The sequence below is a fragment of the Enterobacter sp. H2G27 genome, from assembly GCF_054403075.1.
On record NZ_JBSVSI010000001.1, the window covers coordinates 514,664 to 530,877 of the forward strand.

Sequence of the window (16,214 nt, forward strand, 5' to 3'; positions counted from 1 at the left end):
TAGTCGATGGCGTTTAGAGAATGAATACACAACAACTGGCAAAACTGCGTTCAATCGTGCCCGAGATGCGTCGCGTCCGGCACATTCACTTTGTTGGCATCGGTGGTGCTGGCATGGGCGGTATTGCCGAAGTGTTAGCTAACGAAGGCTATCAGATCAGCGGGTCTGACCTGGCGCCAAACCCTGTTACGCAGCAGCTGGCGTCGCTTGGGGCGACTATCTATTTCAACCATCGTCCGGAAAACGTGCGCGATGCGAGCGTGGTGGTGGTCTCAAGCGCCATCTCCTCTGACAACCCTGAAATCGTTGCTGCGCACGAAGCGCGCATTCCGGTGATCCGCCGTGCAGAAATGCTGGCGGAACTGATGCGTTTTCGTCACGGCATCGCCATTGCCGGGACCCACGGTAAAACCACGACCACGGCGATGGTTTCCAGTATTTATGCGGAAGCGGGGCTCGATCCGACGTTCGTCAACGGCGGTCTGGTAAAAGCCGCGGGTGTGCATGCACGTCTGGGCCACAGTCGTTATCTGATTGCTGAAGCGGATGAGAGCGACGCGTCGTTCCTGCACCTGCAGCCGATGGTGGCGATTGTCACTAACATCGAAGCTGACCATATGGATACCTACCAGGGCGACTTCGAGAACTTAAAGCAGACCTTCATCAACTTCCTGCACAACCTGCCGTTCTATGGACGTGCGGTAATGTGCGTAGACGATCCGGTGATCCGCGAACTGCTGCCGCGCGTGGGTCGTCAAATCACCACCTACGGCTTCAGCGAAGACGCTGACGTTCGCGTGGAGGAGTACAAACAGATTGGTGCGCAGGGACACTTCACGCTGGCGCGTCAGGACAAAGAGCTGCTGCACGTCACGCTGAATGCACCAGGGCGCCATAACGCCCTCAATGCCGCAGCGGCAGTGGCCGTCGCGACGGAAGAAGGCATTGATGATAATGCGATTCTGCGCGCGCTGGAAAGCTTCCAGGGCACCGGTCGCCGTTTCGACTTCCTCGGTGAATTCCCGCTGGATGCCGTGAACGGTAAAGCCGGCTCAGCGATGCTGGTGGACGACTACGGCCACCATCCGACCGAAGTGGACGCCACCATTAAAGCCGCACGCGCGGGCTGGCCTGACAAAAATCTGGTGATGATCTTCCAGCCGCACCGCTTCACGCGTACGCGCGATCTGTATGACGATTTCGCCAGCGTCCTGTCACAGGTAGACACCCTGTTAATGCTGGACGTATACGCCGCAGGCGAGACGCCGATTCCAGGGGCTGACAGCCGCTCCCTGTGCCGTACAATCCGTGGACGCGGTAAGGTTGACCCTATTCTGGTTTCTGACCCTGCGCAGGTGGCGGAAATTCTGGCACCGGTCCTGACGGGTAACGATTTGATTCTGATTCAGGGCGCGGGAAATATCGGCAAAATCGCCCGTACCTTAGCTGAAATCAAACTGAAGCCGCAAACCCAGGAGGATGAGCATCATGGCTGATAAGATTGCTGTCCTGTCTGGCGGCACCTCTGCTGAACGCGAGGTTTCCCTGAATTCCGGCGCGGCTGTGCTGGCGGGCCTGCGGGAGGGGGGCGTCAACGCGCACCTGGTCGACCCAAAAGAGGTCGACGTGACGCAATTAAAAGCCATGGGCTTCGATAAAGTCTTTATCGCTTTGCATGGTCGTGGTGGTGAAGACGGAACCCTGCAGGGGCTTCTTGATCTGATCGGCCTGCCGTACACCGGCAGCGGCGTGATGGCTTCCGCTATCTCAATGGACAAACTGCGCAGCAAGCTGCTGTGGCAGGGCGCGGGATTTCCTGTTGCGCCATGGGTAGCGCTGACGCGTCGCGAATTTGAATTGGGCCTTTCGGATAGCGTTAATGCACGCATTGCTGAACTGGGCTTACCGGTTATTGTAAAGCCCAGCCGGGAAGGCTCCAGCGTGGGAATGTCCAAAGTCGACAAAGCTGAAGATCTTTCGTCCGCTTTAGCACTGGCATTTCAACATGATGAAGAAGTTCTGATTGAAAAATGGCTTAGTGGGCCGGAATTTACCGTCGCGATGCTTGGCGAAGAAATTTTACCGTCAATCCGTATCCAACCCGCCGGAGTCTTCTATGATTATGAGGCGAAGTATCTCTCTGATGAGACGCAATATTTCTGCCCAAGTGGTCTTGAAGCTGAGCGTGAAGCCGATTTACAGTCCCTGGTGCTTAAAGCCTGGCATGTTCTGGGTTGCCAGGGCTGGGGACGCATCGATGTGATGCAAGACAAAGATGGACAATTTTATCTGCTGGAAGCCAACACCTCTCCGGGTATGACGAGCCACAGCCTTGTGCCGATGGCCGCGCGTCAGGCGGGGATGAGTTTCTCGCAGTTAGTCGTACGCATTCTGGACCAGGCGGGCTGATATGTCTCAGGCTGCATTGAACACGCGCAACCGCGATGACGAGGACGAATACACCTCTTCACGCCGCAGTAATGGAACGCGTCTTGCAGGCATCATTTTCCTGCTCGGGGTGCTGTGCACCGTGTTTATCAGCGGCTGGATGGTCCTGGGCTGGATGGAAGATGCGCAGCGGTTGCCGCTCTCTAAGCTGGTGGTCACCGGTGAGCGTCACTACACGCGTAACGACGATATTCGCCAGTCAATACTGGCGCTGGGTTCGCCTGGCACTTTCATGACTCAGGACGTCAATATTATTCAGAGTCAGATAGAACGTCTGCCATGGATAAAACAGGCGAGCGTAAGAAAGCAATGGCCTGATGAATTGAAGATTCATCTGGTTGAATATGTGCCCATTGCGCGTTGGAATGATCAGCACATGGTTGACGCAGACGGAAATTCCTTCAGCGTCCCGGCCGATCGTGTCAACAAGCAAAATTTACCGATGTTGTATGGCCCTGAAGGCAGCGAAAACGAAGTGTTACAGGGTTTTCGCGAAATGGGTCAGGTGCTGGCGAAGGACAGGTTTACGTTAAAAGATGCTGCCATGACGGCGCGCCGTTCCTGGCAGCTGACGTTAACGAACGGCATTAAGCTCAACCTGGGACGCGGGGACACCATGAAGCGTCTGGCGCGTTTTGTCGAACTTTACCCGGTTTTACAGCAGCAGGCACAGACTGACGGCAAACGGATAAGCTACGTTGATTTGCGCTATGACTCAGGCGCAGCAGTCGGTTGGGTACCGGCTCCGGTCGAGGAACCTAATCAGCAACAGAATCAGGCACAGGTACAGGCAGAACAACAATGATCAAGGCGACGGACAGAAAACTGGTAGTTGGACTGGAGATTGGCACCGCGAAGGTTGCCGCTTTAGTAGGGGAAGTTCTGCCCGACGGTATGGTCAATATCATTGGCGTAGGCAGTTGCCCTTCCCGTGGTATGGATAAAGGTGGGGTAAACGATCTTGAATCGGTGGTGAAATGCGTTCAGCGCGCCATCGATCAGGCTGAACTGATGGCAGATTGCCAGATTTCTTCTGTCTATCTGGCCCTTTCTGGTAAGCATATTAGCTGCCAGAACGAAATTGGTATGGTGCCGATTTCCGAAGAAGAAGTGACGCAGGAAGATGTTGAAAACGTAGTGCACACGGCGAAATCCGTGCGTGTCCGCGATGAGCATCGCGTATTGCACGTGATCCCGCAGGAATATGCGATTGACTACCAGGAAGGGATCAAGAACCCGGTCGGTCTTTCTGGCGTACGTATGCAGGCAAAAGTGCACCTGATCACATGTCACAACGATATGGCGAAGAACATTGTAAAAGCCGTTGAACGTTGTGGCCTGAAAGTTGACCAACTTATTTTCGCGGGTCTGGCGGCAAGTTATTCCGTGCTGACAGAAGATGAACGTGAACTGGGTGTCTGTGTGGTCGATATTGGTGGTGGTACAATGGATATCGCCGTCTATACCGGCGGTGCGTTGCGCCACACTAAAGTGATCCCTTATGCCGGCAACGTTGTGACCAGCGATATTGCTTACGCTTTTGGTACGCCGCCGAGCGATGCAGAAGCGATTAAAGTGCGCCACGGCTGTGCGCTGGGGTCTATCGTTGGCAAAGATGAGAGCGTTGAAGTGCCGAGCGTCGGTGGTCGTCCACCGCGTAGCCTGCAGCGCCAGACGTTGGCAGAGGTGATTGAGCCGCGCTATACCGAGCTGCTCAACCTGGTCAACGAAGAGATTTTACAGTTACAGGAACAGCTTCGTCAGCAGGGTGTTAAGCATCATCTTGCGGCGGGGATTGTATTAACCGGCGGTGCAGCGCAAATTGAAGGTCTTGCGGCCTGTGCTCAGCGCGTGTTCCATACGCAGGTGCGTATTGGTGCGCCGCTGAATATCACCGGTTTAACGGATTATGCTCAGGAGCCGTATTATTCAACGGCTGTGGGCCTGCTTCACTACGGGAAGGAATCTCATCTCAGTGGTGAAGCAGAAGTGGAAAAACGCGTCTCAGTGGGGTCGTGGGTCAAACGACTGAACAACTGGTTGCGAAAAGAGTTTTAATTTTTTTAAGAGACCGGAGAGAATTAGCGGTCTCGGGCGACAGGCACAACGGAGAGAGAAATTATGTTTGAACCTATGGAACTGACCAACGACGCGGTGATTAAAGTCATCGGCGTCGGTGGCGGCGGCGGTAACGCCGTAGAGCATATGGTGCGTGAACGCATTGAAGGTGTTGAATTCTTCGCAGTTAACACCGATGCGCAGGCACTGCGTAAGACGGCTGTAGGCCAGACTATCCAGATCGGCGGTGGTATCACCAAAGGGCTGGGAGCAGGGGCTAACCCGGAAGTTGGTCGCAATGCGGCTGAAGAAGATCGTGAAGCGCTGCGCGCTGCACTGGAAGGTGCGGACATGGTCTTCATCGCAGCAGGTATGGGTGGCGGTACGGGTACCGGCGCAGCACCTGTTGTAGCTGAAGTAGCTAAAGATTTAGGTATCCTGACCGTTGCTGTCGTGACCAAGCCTTTCAACTTTGAAGGCAAGAAGCGTATGGCATTCGCGGAGCAGGGTATCACCGAGCTGTCCAAGCATGTGGACTCGCTGATCACCATCCCTAACGACAAGCTGTTGAAGGTTCTGGGGCGCGGTATCTCCCTGCTGGACGCCTTCGGCGCAGCAAATGACGTGCTGAAAGGCGCGGTCCAGGGTATCGCTGAACTGATTACCCGTCCTGGCCTGATGAACGTTGACTTTGCAGACGTTCGCACCGTGATGTCCGAAATGGGCTACGCGATGATGGGCTCTGGCGTGGCGAGCGGTGAAGATCGTGCAGAAGAAGCGGCTGAAATGGCCATCTCTTCTCCACTGCTGGAAGATATCGATCTGTCTGGTGCGCGCGGCGTGCTGGTCAACATTACCGCTGGCTTTGACCTGCGTCTGGATGAGTTCGAAACCGTGGGTAACACTATCCGTGCGTTCGCCTCTGACAACGCTACCGTGGTAATCGGTACTTCTCTTGACCCTGAAATGAACGACGAGCTGCGTGTTACCGTTGTTGCTACCGGTATCGGCATGGACAAACGTCCTGAGATCACCTTAGTGACTAACAAGCAGACTCAGCAACCGGTAATGGATCGTTACCAGCAGCACGGTATGTCTCCTCTTACTCAGGAGCAGAAACCGGCCGCGAAAGTGGTGAACGACCCAACACCGCAAACGGCGAAAGAGCCAGATTATCTGGATATCCCGGCGTTCCTGCGTAAGCAAGCTGACTAAGAATTGGCTGGAATTTGGGGATTTGCGCTCTTTGTGCTAAACTGGCCCACCGTTAGTGATATACACTCTCGGTTGGATAGTTAATTTGGCGAGATTATACGATGATCAAACAAAGGACACTTAAACGTATCGTTCAGGCGACGGGTGTCGGTTTACATACCGGCAAGAAAGTCACGCTGACGTTACGCCCTGCGCCGGCCAATACCGGGGTCATCTATCGTCGCACCGACTTGAATCCACCGGTAGATTTTCCGGCCGATGCCAAATCTGTGCGTGATACTATGCTCTGTACTTGTCTGGTGAACGAGCATGACGTGCGGATTTCTACCGTTGAGCACCTGAACGCCGCCCTGGCGGGGCTGGGTATCGACAACATTATTGTTGAAGTCGATGCGCCAGAAATCCCGATTATGGATGGCAGTGCTGCACCGTTCGTCTATCTGTTGCTGGATGCTGGCATCGAAGAACTGAACTGCGCGAAGAAATTTGTTCGCATCAAAGAGACCGTTCGCGTCGAAGATGGCGACAAATGGGCTGAATTCAAACCGTACAATGGTTTCTCGTTGGACTTTACCATCGACTTTAACCATCCGGCGATTGACTCCAGCACCCAACGCTATGCGATGAACTTCTCTGCCGATGCGTTTATGCGCCAGATCAGCCGAGCCCGTACGTTTGGCTTCATGCGTGATATCGAATATCTGCAGTCCCGCGGCCTGTGCCTGGGCGGCAGCTTCGATTGTGCCATCGTTGTTGACGATTATCGCGTACTGAACGAAGACGGCCTGCGTTTCGAAGATGAATTCGTTCGTCACAAAATGCTGGATGCTATCGGCGACCTGTTCATGTGTGGTCACAACATCATTGGTGCATTTACCGCGTTCAAATCCGGTCATGCGCTGAACAACAAACTGTTGCAGGCCGTCCTGGCAAAACAGGAAGCCTGGGAATATGTGACCTTCGAAGACGAAGCTGAGCTGCCGCTGGCTTTCAAAGCACCGAGCATGGTTCTGGCGTAACGGTTCACGCCGTTTCGTAAAAAAATCGACTGGTTAACCTGGTACTCTCTCCGACCAGGAAGACCAGTCGTTTTTATTTTTACCCTTCTTAGTTTGCCCCAGCGTTATCTCTTGTTTGTCTTTCGCAGAAAATGTGTGCGTTAGCTGCATTCTTGACCGTTTTTCCCCGCGGCGGCACCTCATTCCTGCTGATGTGCATTGGCTTTAGTGATACTATCTGGGCGCTAAAAGAATAACTGAACTCAGCCTCTGCAAGGCTGGCTTATTGGGTGGAGCAGGTGAGCGGAATACTGACGCGCTGGCGACAATTTGGCAGACGTTACTTCTGGCCGCATCTCTTATTAGGGATGGTCGCGGCGAGCTTTGGCTTGCCTGCGCTCAGCAACAGTGCCGAAGCGGCGACGCCCGCAAAAACCTCCACGACTAAACACGATTTCAACACGCGGGTTAACTTCACTAATCTTGCGTGGCTTGAAGCCAGCCGCCGTCCAAACTTCACCGTCGATTACTGGCACCAGCACGCTATCCGCACGGTTATCCGCCATCTGTCGTTTGCGATGGCACCGCAGGCCATGCCTGTTGCGGAAGAGGCGCTGCCGGTGCAGGCTCAGCATCTTGCCCTGCTGGACACGCTCAACGCGCTGCTCACGCAGGACAGCCAGCCGCCGGTCATAGTTCGTCAGTCGACGCAACGTGAATTTGTTTCACCTGTTTCATTCTCTGTTTCAACCTGGATTAGCCAGGCTCACGGCATTCGCGCCGGGCCGCAACGCCTCAGCTAAATTAACTTTTTCAATACCTTAATTTATCTGCCCACAATGGGGCGTTTGAGAATTTATTATGCTAATCAAATTGTTAACTAAAGTTTTTGGTAGTCGTAACGATCGTACCCTGCGCCGTATGCGCAAAGCAGTTGCCGTCATCAACGGTATGGAACCGGCGATGGAGAAGCTCTCTGATGACGAGCTTAAAGCGAAAACGGCGGAATTTCGTGCGCGTCTGGAAAAAGGTGAAACCTTAGAAAGCCTGATCCCGGAAGCGTTTGCTGTCGTGCGCGAAGCGAGTAAGCGCGTGTTCGGCATGCGTCACTTCGACGTTCAGCTGCTGGGTGGTATGGTGCTCAACGAGCGCTGCATCGCGGAAATGCGTACCGGTGAAGGTAAAACCCTGACCGCAACGCTGCCGGCTTACCTGAACGCGCTGACCGGTAAAGGCGTTCACGTCGTTACCGTCAACGACTATCTGGCGCAGCGTGACGCCGAAAACAACCGTCCACTTTTCGAATTCCTCGGTATGACTGTTGGCATCAACATGTCCGGCCTGCCTGCGCCAGCCAAGCGTGAAGCGTATAACGCGGATATTACCTACGGTACCAACAACGAATACGGCTTCGACTACCTGCGTGACAACATGGCGTTCAGCCCTGAAGAGCGCGTCCAGCGTAAGCTGCACTACGCGCTGGTGGATGAGGTGGACTCCATCCTGATCGATGAAGCGCGTACTCCGCTTATCATCTCCGGCCCGGCTGAAGACAGCTCCGAGATGTACCGTAAAGTCGACAAAATCATTCCACACCTGCTGCGTCAGGAGAAAGAAGACTCGGATACCTTCCAGGGTGAAGGCCACTTCTCCGTTGATGAAAAAGCGCGCCAGGTTAACCTGACCGAACGCGGTCTGGTGAAAATTGAAGAGCTGCTGGTCGCTGAAGGCATCATGGAAGAGGGTGAGTCCCTGTACTCCCCGAGCAACATCATGCTGATGCACCACGTGACCGCCGCGCTGCGTGCCCACGCGCTGTTCACCCGCGACGTCGATTACATCGTTAAAGACGGCGAGGTGATCATCGTCGATGAACACACCGGCCGTACCATGCAGGGACGTCGCTGGTCTGACGGTCTTCACCAAGCTGTGGAAGCCAAAGAAGGCGTGGATATTCAGAATGAAAACCAGACGCTGGCGTCTATCACCTTCCAGAACTACTTCCGTCTGTACGAGAAGCTGGCAGGGATGACCGGTACCGCCGATACCGAAGCGTTTGAATTCAGCTCCATCTACAAGCTGGATACCGTGGTTGTTCCAACCAACCGTCCGATGATCCGTAAGGATATGCCGGATTTGGTGTACATGACCGAAGCGGAAAAAATCCAGGCAATCATTGAAGACATTCGCGAACGTACCGCAAAAGGCCAGCCGGTTCTGGTGGGGACCATCTCCATCGAGAAATCCGAAGTGGTTTCCAACGAGCTGACCAAAGCAGGCATCAAGCACAACGTTCTGAACGCCAAGTTCCACGCTAAAGAGGCAGACATTGTTGCGCAGGCGGGTTATCCGGCTGCCGTCACCATCGCCACCAACATGGCGGGTCGTGGTACCGATATTATGCTGGGCGGTAGCTGGCAGGCTGAAGTGGCTGAGCTGGAAAACCCAACGCCAGAACAGATTGCGCAGATCAAAGCCGACTGGCAGGTTCGTCATGACGCCGTTCTGGCTTCCGGCGGTCTGCACATCATCGGTACGGAGCGTCACGAATCGCGTCGTATTGATAACCAGCTGCGTGGTCGTGCGGGTCGTCAGGGTGATGCCGGTTCATCCCGCTTCTACCTGTCTATGGAAGATGCGCTGATGCGTATTTTTGCCTCCGACCGCGTGTCCGGCATGATGCGTAAGCTGGGGATGAAACCTGGCGAAGCCATTGAGCACCCGTGGGTGACCAAAGCGATCGCGAACGCACAGCGTAAAGTGGAAAGCCGCAACTTTGATATTCGTAAGCAACTGCTGGAATATGATGACGTGGCTAACGATCAGCGTCGTGCGATCTACACCCAGCGTAACGAACTGCTGGACGTCTCCGACGTGAGCGAAACCATCAATAGCATTCGTGAAGATGTGTTTAAAGCCACCATCGACGCGCATATTCCACCGCAGTCTCTGGAAGAAATGTGGGATATCGAAGGCCTGCAGGAACGCCTGAAAAACGACTTTGACCTCGATCTGCCAATCAAAGAGTGGCTGGATAAAGAGCCTGAGCTGCACGAAGAGACCCTGCGTGAACGTATCTTTGAAACCGCGCTGGACGTATACAAGCGTAAGGAAGAGGTCGTTGGCGCTGAGATGATGCGTCACTTCGAAAAAGGCGTGATGCTGCAGACCCTGGATTCCCTGTGGAAAGAGCACCTGGCGGCTATGGACTACCTGCGTCAGGGTATCCACCTGCGTGGCTATGCGCAGAAAGATCCGAAGCAGGAATACAAGCGTGAATCCTTCTCCATGTTTGCGTCTATGCTGGAGTCGCTGAAGTATGAAGTGATCAGCACCCTGAGCAAGGTTCAGGTGCGTATGCCGGAAGAGGTAGAAGCGATGGAGCAGCAGCGTCGTGAAGAAGCCGAGCGTCTGGCACAAATGCAACAGCTGAGCCACCAGGCCGACGACAGCGAAGCTGCAGCGGCGATCGCCGCGCAGACCGGCGATCGTAAAGTGGGTCGTAACGATCCGTGCCCGTGTGGTTCCGGTAAAAAGTACAAGGCGTGCCACGGCCGTCTGAGCTAAGTTCATAAAAAAACAAAAAGGCGCAGATTTCTGCGCCTTTTTTATGGAAGCGACACTATGAAAATACTGCAAATTGCCGTCGGGATTATCCGCAACCCGCAAAACCAAATCTTCATCACCCAGCGCGCTGCCGACGCCCACATGGCAAACAAGTGGGAGTTTCCGGGCGGTAAAATCGAGTCAGGTGAAACGCCGGAAGAGGCGCTGGTTCGCGAGCTTCAGGAAGAGGTGGGGATCACCCCGCATGGCGCAACGCTGTTTGATAAGCTTGAATACCAGTTTCCGGACAGGCACATCACGCTGTGGTTTTGGCTGGTGGAAAACTGGGAGGGTGAACCCTGGGGAAAAGAGGGACAGCCGGGTAACTGGGTGGAACTTCAGGCAAGTGATGCCGAAAAATTCCCGCCAGCCAATGAGCCTGTGATCCTCCGGTTAGCCGCACAATCGTAGGCCTGCTAAGCGAAGCGCCAGCAGGCTTTACAGATTACTGCTGGGTTTCACTCCAGTCGTCGCTGTCCGAGAGACCGCCTTCACTTGGAATGCGTTTCTCTTCCGCCGCCCATTCGCCCAGATCAATGAGCTGGCAGCGCTTGCTACAGAATGGGCGGAACGGACTCACTTCGCCCCATACAACGGTTTTGCCGCAGGTCGGGCAGCTTACGGTGGTGACATCAGACATCGGCACTCCTTAACAACAGGCCAGTTCAAAATCGAGACGTTCCGGCACGGTGCCATTTTCACTGTCCAGCGGCATAAAGCGAATCGCAAAACGGCTCTTATGCCCGGAAATCTGCGGGTAAAGCTGTTCGCCAAGCGATAAATTCAGGCGCAGAAGATCGGCATCATCACCGTTATCCTGGTAGAAACCATTCAGGCTGGTTTGCTTGCGGAACGGCGCAGAGTTACGTATCAGGTCGAGGATCAGCGACAGCGTCTGGTGCATTGGCTCCAGGCTTGCCAGCCAGCTGTTCACCTGCGCGTCACGCTGAGCCTGTGGCATATGTAGCCACATATGCAGCGTCGGCAGGTCGAAGCTACAGCAGCCGCCAGGGATGCTCAGACGCTGGCGCACCAGACCAATCAGGCGGTCTTCGCGCAAAAACTGCCCGACGCGTGGCGCGGCCATCAGGACGGCGCTACTGCTTTTCAACTGCTGGCGGAGCGCGTCGATACGGCTCTGATCTACGCCGGGGACTTCTGTCCATGCCTGCAATTTACGCTGCTGGCGCTCCAGCTCTTTGAGTAATTCTGTGCGGACATCACCGCGTTCAATCACATCCAGCAGATCGCCTACGTTGCGGAAGAAGTGCAATGCGGTGGCATGATCGTTAACCGGCAGATGTTGTGAAAGTTGTTGAATAAGAAATTCGATACGCAGCCAGGTGCGCATTTTTTCATTGAGCGGATGCTCAAAAAGGACGTGTGTCGACATTATAGTTTTTCCTGTGCAACGGCCTGCGCGGCGAACGTCAGATACTGCGCGTGCAGACGGGCAACATCCGATGCAATGGCATCTGGTGCGCCGTTATTATCAATAACATCATCCGCCACGGCAAGACGCTGAGCGCGCGTAGCCTGAGCGGCAAGAATTTGTTCAGCATGCTCCCGCGAAACGCGATCGCGCGTCATGGTTCGCTGGATTTGCGTTTCGGGTGCGACATCAATCACCAGCACCCGATCGGCTTTCTGATGCAGCTGATTTTCCACCAGCAGCGGGACCACCCACAGGACATAGGGCGAGCGGGCTGCGGCTATCTGACGCTGAGTTTCCTGGTGGATGATGGGGTGGAGCAGGGCATTAAGCCAGGCTTTTTCCGCAGAATCAGAAAAAATCCATTCGCGAAGCTGACGGCGATTCAGTGTGCCGTCGGCATTGATGATTGCCTGACCAAAATGTTCTGCGATGGCCTTTAGCGCGGGTGTATTGGGCTCTACCACCTGGCGGGCAATGATATCGGCATCAATAATCGTGATACCCAAACGAGAAAACGCGTCCGCAACGGTACTTTTGCCACTACCGATGCCGCCGGTTAATGCGACGATATACCCCATTAAATCAAATCCTGGGAATTATTCATTATAAAAATCAGTTGATTAAAAATCACAGATGCGCCAGTCACTGTTTAGCCCTGTTTACCGGCTTTTTACCAGGTAAATTTATAGGATTGTAGCGTAAAAAAAGAGAATTTCGCAGTCTTGCGGAGCAGGTATTAGTGCGTATGATAGCGTCACTGGAGTTGTGCTTTTAACATATTTGCCTCTAACCCCAGGAATCCGCACATGCGTATCGAAGAAGATCTGAAGTTAGGTTTCAAAGACGTTCTTATCCGCCCTAAACGCTCTACACTGAAAAGTCGCTCAGACGTTGAACTCGAACGTCAATTCACCTTTAAGCATTCCGGTCAGACCTGGTCTGGCGTGCCGATCATCGCTGCCAATATGGATACTGTGGGAACCTTTGAGATGGCAACCGCCCTGGCACAGTTCGATATTCTCACCGCCGTTCACAAACATTACAGCCCTGAAGAGTGGGATGCGTTTGTTGCGTCCGCCTCTGCTGATGTGGTGAAGCACGTGATGGTCTCTACCGGCACCTCCGATGCGGATTTCGAGAAGACCAAACAGATCCTGAAGGCTAACCCGGCGCTGAACTTCGTTTGTATTGATGTGGCGAACGGTTACTCCGAGCACTTCGTGCAGTTCGTCAGCAAGGCGCGTGAGGCCTGGCCGACGAAAACCATCATCGCGGGCAATGTGGTGACCGGTGAAATGTGTGAAGAGCTGATCCTCTCCGGTGCCGATATCGTGAAGGTGGGCATTGGTCCGGGCTCTGTATGCACGACACGCGTCAAAACCGGCGTCGGTTATCCGCAGCTCTCCGCCGTCATTGAATGTGCCGATGCGGCGCACGGGCTGGGCGGACAGATCATCAGCGACGGCGGTTGCACCATGCCGGGTGATGTCGCAAAGGCTTTCGGCGGCGGCGCGGACTTCGTGATGCTCGGCGGTATGCTGGCAGGTCACGAAGAGAGCGGTGGTACCGTAGTTGAAGAGAACGGCGAGAAATTCATGCTGTTCTACGGCATGAGCTCTGAGTCTGCGATGACCCGTCACGTCGGTGGCGTGGCAAAATACCGTGCGGCAGAAGGCAAAACCGTGAAGCTGCCTCTGCGCGGCCCGGTTGAAAACACCGCACGCGATATCCTCGGCGGCCTGCGCTCTGCCTGCACCTACGTTGGAGCATCCCGTCTGAAAGAGCTGACAAAGCGTACGACGTTTATTCGCGTTCAGGAACAAGAAAACCGCGTATTCAATAGCCTGTAATGGCTTTCGCTGGCGCATGCCCGTGCGCCAGCCCTGCTGTACTATCCCGCACTCAACGCATCCCCCAGATGGAAAATCGGCAGGTACATTGCCACCACCAGCGTGCCGATGATGACCCCTGTCACAATCAGAAGCACCGGTTCCAGAATGGCCGCCAGGCTATCTGCTCGTTGAAAGGTCTGTTCCGTGTGATGCCGGGCGAGGTTTGCCAGCATGATATCCAGCGCACCTGATATTTCGCCGGTTCGTAAAAGCTGAATACACAGCGGGGTACAGATGCCCGCTTTATTAAAGGATGACCAGACGGGGAGACCTTTTTCAATGTCCTCCCGAACGCCACGGAGTATTCCCTGCCAGTACCGACTTTCAACGGTCTCCTCTGCACTCTCCAGGCCCTGTAGAAAGGGGATTCCGGACTGCTGCGTGAGTGACAGCACGGTAAAGATGTGCCCCAGTTTTTGTCCTTTTGCCAGCGCGCCCATCACGGGCGTATACATCAGCATGCGCTGCCACCGAGGGTTCTGCCGCAGAGCCCAGGCAGTGGCCAAGGGCGCTAATAACGCGGCGAACAACGCGAGGGCATAGGACTGGATAAAGGCGGCCATCCCCATGACCATCTGTGTCAGCAGGGGAAGCGGAGCGTTAAACGTTTTATAGATCGCGGCAAACTCGGGCAAGACCAGGCCAACCATCGCCAGCACCACGAGCACGGCCAGCGTCAGGACAATCGCCGGATAGCGCAGGGCTTTTTTTACCTTTGCTCTGAGCTCCTGCTGCGCTTTTTGCTGCTGCGCGAGCTGGCGACAACACTCCTCCAGTTTCCCTGTGAGCTCACCGGTTTTCACCATCGAGACATGCAGTGGGCTAAAAACGGCTGGCCACTTTTTTAGCGACTCAGAAAAGGGGGCTCCCTCACCGAGCTCATCGGCAATACTTTGCAGCAGTGCCTGCCACGGTTTTAACGGATGTTGCTCTGCCAGCATCTGCAGGCTGTGGGACAACGTGAGCCCGGCCTGCAGAAGCGTTGCAAGCTGGCGAAACATCTCGTAGCAGTGATGTGGCCGCCAGCGGTGTTGCTGAGCGCATCGGGTCAGCGTCAAAGGATGGAGATCGCTCCGCACTAGCCTGGTGAAGGCGGCATTGCGGTCTGTGGCCCAGAGTGTCCCGCTTCGGAGTTCACCTTCTTTGGTGAGCGCTCGCCAGCGCCAGAGTTGATTAGCCGCCATTTGGCATTCCCAGCACGCGCACCAGTTCTTCGAGCGTGGTCAGCCCTTGTTCGACGGCCATGCAACCGTGCTCGAAAAGAGAAATCATTCCCGCCTGCCGGGCGCTCGCTTCTATCACTTCTGTTCCCGTTCCGCTGGCAATGGCCTGCCGCAGCGCATTGTCGACCGCGAGTACTTCAAAAATAGCCACGCGGCCATAAAAACCGTGATAACAGCGATCGCAGCCGGTGGACTGCCAGCGAGGAAGTGGTCTGGACCATACGGCGCGCGGTAATTCAGCATGCTCGCTGGCTTCCCGACGACAATGTGGGCACAGGCGCCGGACCAGTCGCTGGGCAATCACCATCGACAGCGCGGAAGATATCATCCAGCGCGCGACGCCCATCTGCTCCAGTCGAATCAGGGTTTCTGCCGTCGAGTTGGTGTGCAGCGTTGACAGTACCAGATGACCGGTCTGGGCGGCATTAATGGCAATTTCTGCCGTTTCACCGTCACGGATTTCGCCGACCATAATGATGTCGGGATCCTGACGTAGCAGCGCCCTTAACACGCTCTGGAATGTTAAACCCGCCCGGGGATTAATCTGCGTCTGGTTTAAACCCGCAAGGGGGATCTCAATGGGATCCTCCACGCTGCATATGTTGACGTCAGGGGTGTTACGCGCCTGCAGCGCGCTGTACAGCGTCACGGTTTTGCCGCTGCCGGTAGGGCCGGTGACCAGAATCAGCCCCTGCGGCTGGTGGAGCACCTCGTTGAAACGGGCCAGTTGTTCAGCACTCATACCAAGCGCTTCAGGCTCAAGGGCCTGCTGAACCTGATGCAAGAGACGCAGCACAATTTTCTCACCACCGCTGCAGGGAAGCGTCGCGATCCGAAATGAGACCGGCTCGTTTGCCAGCTCAATCGTAAACTGACCGTCCTGGGGCAAACGACGTTCTGCAATATCCAGGTTACCTAGCACCTTTAAACGTGCGCTGAACAGGCTTGCCAGTTCAGCGGCAAGGGGAGGCTGAGGGCAAAGTACGCCGTCGATACGCAAACGAATCTGGCACGCGTGCTCCATCGGTTCGATATGAATATCAGAGGCGCGTCGGTTGATTGCCTGCTGCAGCGTGTGGTTGAGGACATCAACTGTTGAGTATGTTTGCGTAATGCCGGGCAGATGTGATTGGGACGTTAGCTGCCGGTGTTTTTCCATGCGCTCAGCGCTCCAGCACTCAATATCAATTCGTTTCTGGGTCGCGAAGCGCAGCGCCTCCATGAGTTCAGCCGCGGGGCTTCCCACGACGGCAATGCTGACCATGTCACTGTCGCTGGTGAGCAGCAGCGCGCGGTGGCGCAGACAAAGCGCCACGAGTTGCTCGGTATTCATTATCCG

At 55.0% G+C, this 16,214-nt stretch carries 15 protein-coding genes; 10 read left to right on the top strand and 5 right to left on the bottom strand.

Features of this window, described 5'->3' with window-relative positions; genetic code table 11:
* Positions 1-20: 20 nt before the first annotated feature.
* The 9 genes from murC (at position 21) to mutT (ending at position 10,736) form a co-directional block, all read left to right on the top strand.
* Positions 21-1,496: a UDP-N-acetylmuramate--L-alanine ligase gene (gene murC / locus ACW9E7_RS02395; RefSeq protein ID WP_274242039.1), complete on the top strand. Its 1,476-nt coding sequence runs from the start codon at positions 21-23 to the stop codon at positions 1,494-1,496.
* Positions 1,489-2,409 carry a D-alanine--D-alanine ligase gene (locus ACW9E7_RS02400; RefSeq protein ID WP_458727200.1) on the top strand — a complete coding sequence of 307 codons (921 nt, stop codon included), beginning with the start codon at positions 1,489-1,491 and terminating at the stop codon, positions 2,407-2,409. Before murC ends, ACW9E7_RS02400 begins: the two co-directional genes overlap by 8 nt.
* A 1-nt stretch (position 2,410) precedes the next feature.
* Positions 2,411-3,253, top strand: coding sequence for a cell division protein FtsQ (gene ftsQ, locus ACW9E7_RS02405; RefSeq protein ID WP_111964036.1), 843 nt, complete (start codon positions 2,411-2,413; stop codon positions 3,251-3,253).
* The gene (gene ftsA / locus ACW9E7_RS02410) at positions 3,250-4,506 is read left to right on the top strand and encodes a cell division protein FtsA (protein ID WP_023334508.1); all 1,257 of its coding nucleotides are present in this window, start codon (positions 3,250-3,252) and stop codon (positions 4,504-4,506) included. Before ftsQ ends, ftsA begins: the two co-directional genes overlap by 4 nt.
* Positions 4,507-4,569: 63 nt before the next feature.
* Positions 4,570-5,721, top strand: a complete 1,152-nt coding sequence (gene ftsZ / locus ACW9E7_RS02415) for a cell division protein FtsZ (RefSeq protein ID WP_008501978.1) — start codon at positions 4,570-4,572, stop codon at positions 5,719-5,721.
* A gap of 101 nt (positions 5,722-5,822) precedes the next feature.
* Positions 5,823-6,740, top strand: a complete 918-nt coding sequence (lpxC, locus tag ACW9E7_RS02420) for a UDP-3-O-acyl-N-acetylglucosamine deacetylase (RefSeq protein WP_008501977.1) — start codon at positions 5,823-5,825, stop codon at positions 6,738-6,740.
* Positions 6,741-7,018: 278 nt separating this feature from the next.
* A complete protein-coding gene (secM, locus tag ACW9E7_RS02425) occupies positions 7,019-7,522 on the top strand; it encodes a secA translation cis-regulator SecM (RefSeq protein WP_164850615.1) in 504 nt (167 codons plus the stop codon).
* A 58-nt stretch (positions 7,523-7,580) separates the two neighbouring features.
* The gene (secA, locus tag ACW9E7_RS02430; RefSeq protein WP_302235797.1) at positions 7,581-10,286 is read left to right on the top strand and encodes a preprotein translocase subunit SecA; all 2,706 of its coding nucleotides are present in this window, start codon (positions 7,581-7,583) and stop codon (positions 10,284-10,286) included.
* A gap of 57 nt (positions 10,287-10,343) precedes the next feature.
* Positions 10,344-10,736 carry an 8-oxo-dGTP diphosphatase MutT gene (gene mutT / locus ACW9E7_RS02435; RefSeq protein ID WP_111964033.1) on the top strand — a complete coding sequence of 131 codons (393 nt, stop codon included), beginning with the start codon at positions 10,344-10,346 and terminating at the stop codon, positions 10,734-10,736.
* A 34-nt stretch (positions 10,737-10,770) separates the two neighbouring features.
* Here the strand turns inward: mutT and yacG are convergent, their stop codons facing one another.
* Genes yacG through coaE form a run of 3 tightly spaced genes read right to left on the bottom strand, consistent with a single transcriptional unit; the run spans position 10,771 to position 12,338 of the window.
* The gene (gene yacG, locus ACW9E7_RS02440; RefSeq protein ID WP_111964032.1) at positions 10,771-10,965 is read right to left on the bottom strand and encodes a DNA gyrase inhibitor YacG; all 195 of its coding nucleotides are present in this window, start codon (positions 10,963-10,965) and stop codon (positions 10,771-10,773) included.
* Between the two features lie 9 nt (positions 10,966-10,974).
* The gene (gene zapD / locus ACW9E7_RS02445; protein WP_325849468.1) at positions 10,975-11,718 is read right to left on the bottom strand and encodes a cell division protein ZapD; all 744 of its coding nucleotides are present in this window, start codon (positions 11,716-11,718) and stop codon (positions 10,975-10,977) included.
* Positions 11,718-12,338, bottom strand: coding sequence for a dephospho-CoA kinase (gene coaE / locus ACW9E7_RS02450; protein WP_458727201.1), 621 nt, complete (start codon positions 12,336-12,338; stop codon positions 11,718-11,720). Before coaE ends, zapD begins: the two co-directional genes overlap by 1 nt.
* Positions 12,339-12,566: 228 nt before the next feature.
* On the opposite strand from coaE, the gene ACW9E7_RS02455 reads away from it, so the two are divergent.
* Positions 12,567-13,610, top strand: coding sequence for a GMP reductase (locus ACW9E7_RS02455; RefSeq protein WP_023293282.1), 1,044 nt, complete (start codon positions 12,567-12,569; stop codon positions 13,608-13,610).
* 41 nt (positions 13,611-13,651) lie between these two features.
* On the opposite strand, the gene hofC is transcribed toward ACW9E7_RS02455, so the two are convergent.
* A complete protein-coding gene (gene hofC, locus ACW9E7_RS02460) occupies positions 13,652-14,836 on the bottom strand; it encodes a protein transport protein HofC (RefSeq protein ID WP_458727202.1) in 1,185 nt (394 codons plus the stop codon).
* Positions 14,826-16,208 carry a type II secretion system protein GspE gene (gspE, locus tag ACW9E7_RS02465; RefSeq protein WP_458727203.1) on the bottom strand — a complete coding sequence of 461 codons (1,383 nt, stop codon included), beginning with the start codon at positions 16,206-16,208 and terminating at the stop codon, positions 14,826-14,828. The genes hofC and gspE overlap by 11 nt, the downstream gene beginning before the upstream one ends.
* Between the last annotated feature and the right edge of the window lie 6 nt (positions 16,209-16,214).